This is a genomic window from Lentisphaera araneosa HTCC2155 (assembly GCF_000170755.1).
Lineage (GTDB): Bacteria > Verrucomicrobiota > Lentisphaeria > Lentisphaerales > Lentisphaeraceae > Lentisphaera > Lentisphaera araneosa.
This window is the reverse complement of sequence record NZ_ABCK01000073.1, coordinates 1-1,369: the sequence shown is the minus strand read 5'-3', so window position 1 is coordinate 1,369 and position 1,369 is coordinate 1. Positions and strand designations below refer to the sequence as shown.

Annotated in this window: 2 protein-coding genes; both read right to left on the bottom strand. The window is 32.9% G+C overall.

All coding sequences use genetic code 11. From position 1 onward, the window contains the following. Window positions 1–404: hypothetical protein (locus tag LNTAR_RS24635; RefSeq protein WP_007281501.1), on the bottom strand; the 404-nt coding region annotated here is incomplete at its 3' end. A gap of 457 nt (window positions 405–861) precedes the next feature. Next, window positions 862–1,224, bottom strand: a complete 363-nt coding sequence (locus LNTAR_RS24630; protein ID WP_007278969.1) for a hypothetical protein — start codon at window positions 1,222–1,224, stop codon at window positions 862–864. Window positions 1,225–1,369 lie beyond the last annotated feature (145 nt).

Genomic DNA, 1,369 nt, shown 5'->3' with positions numbered 1-1,369 from the left:
AAAGTGGCATTGTCATCATTATTTGCTTTAATTGTAACTGTGTCTCCAACTTTGACCCATTTATTTTTGATTGATACGGAACCGTATCCTTCTGGGTTGTCGGCTTTAACGTGAAGGGCAAATTGCTTTTCGTACTGAAGGCTAATTTCACGACTATTTGTCATGTCTACTTCTACGGCAACGTCAGGTTTGATGTGACGGACAATAGCGGGGTTCTTTTCCCATCCTTCACCATAACGTGCGGTTCTTTGTTCCGGAGTTAAGAAATTTACATCTCTTACATCATAGACTTTAGTTTTTGGTATAGCAGCATTTTCAGCTTCTTTATCTTTTTCAGCATTATTACTTTGGCATGAGCTTAGCGCTACAGCCACTAAAGCAGAAGTAAATGTACGTTTTATCATCGAGTTACTACTCCACAGAGTTCTTTGTTGACACGTTTGTTTTATAAAAATTTTATTTCATATGACTAAAAATTTACCAGTGTGAGTTTAAAATGCTATCTCTTTGTAAAAAAATCACCGGCAGACTTTTCATTATGTGTTACACTAACGTCCAGGATGATTTGTACTTTCTATCTAAATTGTGACTCACAACGAAAGTATCAGATCGATCCGTTTGTTAGTTTTTGTCTTTTATTTCTTGTTTCTATATTTATAAAATTCTATTATTTGAGATAAATAATTCAGATCTAGTTTTGTTCTAAAATTCTCTTAATTCAGATAATTCTAAATTCGTGCATCTGCGATTTATTTGGACTCTCATTTCTACAATTTATTTTTAATTTTATTACAAACTAACGTTGAGGATGAGCTGTGAATTAACTACGGATCGGATTGATGTCCATGCGTAGCATGGTCATCAGTTCGATCCGTTGGTTAGAACTTTTTCTTTCTCAATTTCTTTTGTTTTCTTTTTAATTCTTTCATCAATCATATAACCAATAAATTTATCTCCAGACTGCTCTTCCCAACTAATCTTTAAAGATTCATCAATTGACTCAATTACTGGTTGTACGTTTTGTTTTTTTAATTCTTCCGAAATTTTATAAAATGCTTTAATTGAAGCACTGTGTTGATAACCATGATGAACTGTATTTTGCATATTCAGCAAATAAATAGAAATAAATAATGCGGATACCGCAATTAATGAAGCGTTTCGTTTTTTGTTATAAATAGAGATTAATGCAATGATAAAGAATATTGTTGGGATAATTATCGTCATTGTATATTCCTGTTCTAACGTTCGAGTTGAGCTGTGTTCGAGCCTAAGCGAGAACCTCAGTTCCAACGATTTGTTGTACTTTATTTCAATTATTGATGATCCCATATTTCCTTTCCCTATGGTGCTAAACTAACTGTTTTTGTTT